Source organism: Actinomadura soli, assembly GCF_005889715.1.
GTDB classification, from domain to species: Bacteria; Actinomycetota; Actinomycetes; order Streptosporangiales; family Streptosporangiaceae; genus Spirillospora; species Spirillospora soli.
In genome coordinates this window covers 1-3,476 of the sequence record NZ_VCKW01000463.1, presented here as the reverse complement: position 1 = coordinate 3,476, position 3,476 = coordinate 1, and the positions used below count along the sequence as shown (strand labels likewise).

Sequence of the window (3,476 nt, the reverse complement as noted above, 5' to 3'; positions counted from 1 at the left end):
GTCGAGGCGGGTCGGGGAGGTCCGCCGGTGGGGACGTACATGATCGAAGCACGTGACACGGCCGCGGTCGCGGCCCAGCTCGGCCGGGAACCGCGCGGCGTCCGCCGGGTGGCGAGCCGCTGCCCGTGCGGCCTGCCCGCCGTGATCGAGACGGCGCCGCGGCTGCCGGACGGGACGCCGTTCCCGACGCTGTTCTACCTGACCTGCCCGAAGGCCGCGTCCGCCATCGGGACACTGGAGGGCGGCGGGGTCATGCGGGACATGCAGGACAGGCTCGCGGCCGATCCGTCCCTGAGCGCCGGATACACGGCCGCGCACGAGGACTACCTGCGGCGGCGCGGCGCCGCGGCCCGCGAGGACGGCGTCGAGCCGCTGCCCGAGGGCACGCAGAGCGCCGGCGGTATGCCGGAACGCGTCAAATGCCTGCACGCCCTCGTCGCCCACGAGCTCGCCGTGCCCGGCATCAACCCGTTCGGCCGGGAGGCGCTGGACGCGCTGCCCGAGTGGTGGCGTTCCGGGCCCTGCGTCGCCGTGGATCCGGACGACGCCGAGCCGGAGGTGGACCGGTGACGCGCGTCGCGGCCATCGACTGCGGGACGAACTCCGTCCGCCTCCTGATCGCCGACATCGCCCCCGGCGAGGGCGGCGGCGGGACCCTGACGGACGTCGAACGCCGCATGGAGATCGTCCGGCTGGGGGAGGGCGTCGACGAGACCGGCCGGCTGTCGCCCGCCGCGCTGGAACGTACCTTTACCGCCATGCGCGGCTACGCCGACCTGATCGACCACCATGGGGCGCGGGCCGGGCACGGTCCGGTCAAGACGCGGGTGGTGGCGACCAGCGCGACCCGTGACGCCGAGAACCGGGCCGACTTCGTCAGCGGCGTGGTCGACATCTTCGGCGTCGTCCCCGAGGTGATCACCGGGGACGAGGAGGCCGAGCTGTCGTTCATGGGCGCCACCCGGGAGCTGGCGGCGCTGCGTCCGGCGCGGCCCTACCTGGTGGTCGACATCGGCGGCGGGTCCACCGAGTTCGTCGTCGGCAGCTCCTCCGCCGACGCCGCCCGCTCCATCGACATCGGCTGCGTGCGGATGACCGAGCGGCATCTGAAAGACGGCGACCCGCCGTCCCCCCAGCAGATCTCCAACGCCGCCGCCGACATCGACACGGCTCTCGCCGCCGTCCGCCAGACGGTGCCGGTGCACGAGGCGCGCACGCTCGTCGGCCTCGCCGGGTCCGTCACCACGGTCGCCGGGATCGCGCTCGGCCTGCCCGCGTACGACCCGTCCCGCATTCACCTGTCCCGCATCACCGCCACGCAGGTCCACGAGGTGACACGGGGGCTGCTGCACGCCACCCGCGCCGAGCGCGCCGAGTTCGGCGTCATGCACCCCGGGCGGGTCGACGTGATCGGCGCGGGCGCGCTGATCCTCGACCGGATCATGCGGGAGTACGGGTTCGGTGCCGTCGTGGTCAGCGAGCACGACATCCTGGACGGCCTCGCCTGGTCCCTGGTCTGAGCCCCCGGCCGCCCGCGTCGGTCGCGCGGGGTTGTTTAGGGTGCGCGGGGTTGTGTGGGGTGCGCGGGGTCGTGTGGGGTCTCAGCGTCGTGTGGGGTCTCAGCGTTTCAGCTGGGTCAGCAGGGCCGGGATGAGGACCGCGTTCGGGTTCTGCTGCGGGATGTAGAGGATCGGCGCGGAGCTGTTGGCCTGCTGGATCCACACCCGCCCGCCGTCCACCGTCGCCCCGGAGATGGCCGCCCAGCTCAGCGAGACGCGGTTGCCGCGGACCCCGCCGGGGTGCACGGTCAGCCCCTGCGCCACGTCGACCGACTCGCCCGACCTGACGCGTCCCGCCAGCTCGGACACCAGCCGCTGCTCGGCGTGCTCCTGGCACAGCTGGATCAGCCGCCCCCACACGTACTCCGGCTCGCCCTCCGTACCCGGCGCGTCGGTCGGGCCCGCGCCCGCCGCCGCGTTCGCGTGCAGCGCGTCCGGCTCGATGACCACCTCGACGCGCGGCCCGCCGCGGAACGGGTACCGGCCCGCCTGGAAGACCCACTGCGTCCCGGCGGGCTGGCCGTATCCGGCCGGTCGCTCCGCCGCCCAGTAGGCCACCCATTCCACATGTGGCCACTGGAGCGAGGCGTTCCCGTACGCCACGAACCGGTCATCGGCGTAAAGGTGCAGGCCGCGCACGTTCACGTCCAGCGGCTGGACGGCCGGACGGGCCTCCCAGGTCGGCTGCTGGACGTGCGGGGCCGCGTAGTGCGTCCCGTACTGGGTGCCGTATTGGGACCCGTACTGGGTCTCCTCGTACTCGTCCCGCGGTCGTTGCTCCTGCGCGGGGAGGCGCAGCCGTGGTGGACGGGACGGCTCCGGATTGAGGCGTTCCGTCCAGTTCTCGCCGTCCCACCAGCGCAGGCTGCCGGTGCCGTAGGGGTCTGGATACCAGCCCGGTTGCGACACTGCCTGCCTCCGCTTCGCCCATGGCGTGCCGGACTCCCGCCTCCCCGACCGGCGAACGCATCGTACCGATCTGAACGGCCTGTGCAGAGAGATGGGCGGAACCCGGCCACCGCCTGTGGCGTGCGACGATCGATGGTATGCCGACCGCCAACGCCCCGTTCGTGCCGCCCGGCACCGGATGGCCCGAGGACCCCGCGTCGTCCGAAACCCCCGTGGCGCAAGGGACCGGAGACGTCATCGAGCTGGCCGCCAAGGTGCCCGACCTGGGAGAGCTGTGCGCCCGGCAGTCGGTGTGCCGGGCCTGCGACCGGCTCGTGGAATGGCGGGAAAAAATTGCTGTTCAGCGGCGCCGGGCGTTCGCGGACGAGGAGTACTGGGGGCGTCCCGTCGCCGGATGGGGCGAGCCGGAGCCGCGGATCCTGATCGTCGGGCTCGCCCCCGCCGCGCACGGCGGCAACCGCACCGGGCGGATCTTCACCGGGGACCGGTCGGGGGACTGGCTGTTCGCGTCGCTGCACCGGGTCGGGCTCGCCGCGCTGCCGACGAGCGTCCACGCGGGCGACGGGCAGCGGCTGATCGGCGCGCGGATGGCGGCGACCGTCCGCTGCGCGCCGCCCGACAACAAGCCGACGCCGCTGGAGCGGACGACGTGCCTGCCGTGGCTGGCCCGCGAGGTCGAGCAGGTCGCGGCGAGTGTCCGCTGCGTCGTGTGCCTCGGCGGGTTCGCGTGGCAGGGCGTGTGGCCGGCGCTCAGGCAGGCCGGGTACGGGCTGCCGCGGCCGCGGCCGAAGTTCGGGCACGGGGCCGAGATCGAGCTGACCCCGCCGCCCTCGGTGGGACGGCGCGAGCCTGTCCTGATGCTGGGCTGCTACCACCCGAGCCAGCAGAACACCTTCACCGGGCGCGTCACTGAGGAGATGCTGGACGCCGTCTTCACCCGCGCCCGCGACTACCGCTGACGGTCGGCGGGCGCCGGAAGCTGGGGGCGGAAGCTGGGCGGGCGGAAGG

General features: G+C 73.8%; 4 protein-coding genes. 3 read left to right on the top strand and 1 reads right to left on the bottom strand.

The genetic code is table 11. The features are described from left to right. The first annotated feature begins 39 nt into the window (after positions 1-39). Together ETD83_RS40625 and ETD83_RS40620 are read left to right on the top strand one after the other, a co-directional pair. Complete coding sequence (locus ETD83_RS40625; protein WP_138650574.1) at positions 40-570, top strand: DUF501 domain-containing protein; 531 nt, start codon at positions 40-42, stop codon at positions 568-570. After that, positions 567-1,520, top strand: coding sequence for a Ppx/GppA phosphatase family protein (locus ETD83_RS40620; RefSeq protein ID WP_138650573.1), 954 nt, complete (start codon positions 567-569; stop codon positions 1,518-1,520). The genes ETD83_RS40625 and ETD83_RS40620 overlap by 4 nt, the downstream gene beginning before the upstream one ends. A 99-nt stretch (positions 1,521-1,619) precedes the next feature. Here the strand turns inward: ETD83_RS40620 and ETD83_RS40615 are convergent, their stop codons facing one another. Continuing rightward, on the bottom strand, positions 1,620-2,468 hold the full coding sequence (locus tag ETD83_RS40615) for a DUF2510 domain-containing protein (RefSeq protein ID WP_138650572.1): 849 nt from the start codon (positions 2,466-2,468) through the stop codon (positions 1,620-1,622). 137 nt (positions 2,469-2,605) lie between these two features. Between ETD83_RS40615 and ETD83_RS40610 the strand changes: the two genes are divergently transcribed. Beyond that, positions 2,606-3,427, top strand: coding sequence for a uracil-DNA glycosylase (locus ETD83_RS40610; protein WP_138650571.1), 822 nt, complete (start codon positions 2,606-2,608; stop codon positions 3,425-3,427). The last annotated feature ends 49 nt before the right edge of the window (positions 3,428-3,476 follow it).

Excerpts from the sequence above, each read along its gene's own strand:
- ETD83_RS40610 (WP_138650571.1), top strand. The coding sequence starts at position 2,606 with ATGCCGACCGCCAACGCCCCGTTCGTGCCGCCCGGCACCGGATGGCCC.
- ETD83_RS40625 (WP_138650574.1), top strand. The coding sequence starts at position 40 with ATGATCGAAGCACGTGACACGGCCGCGGTCGCGGCCCAGCTCGGCCGG.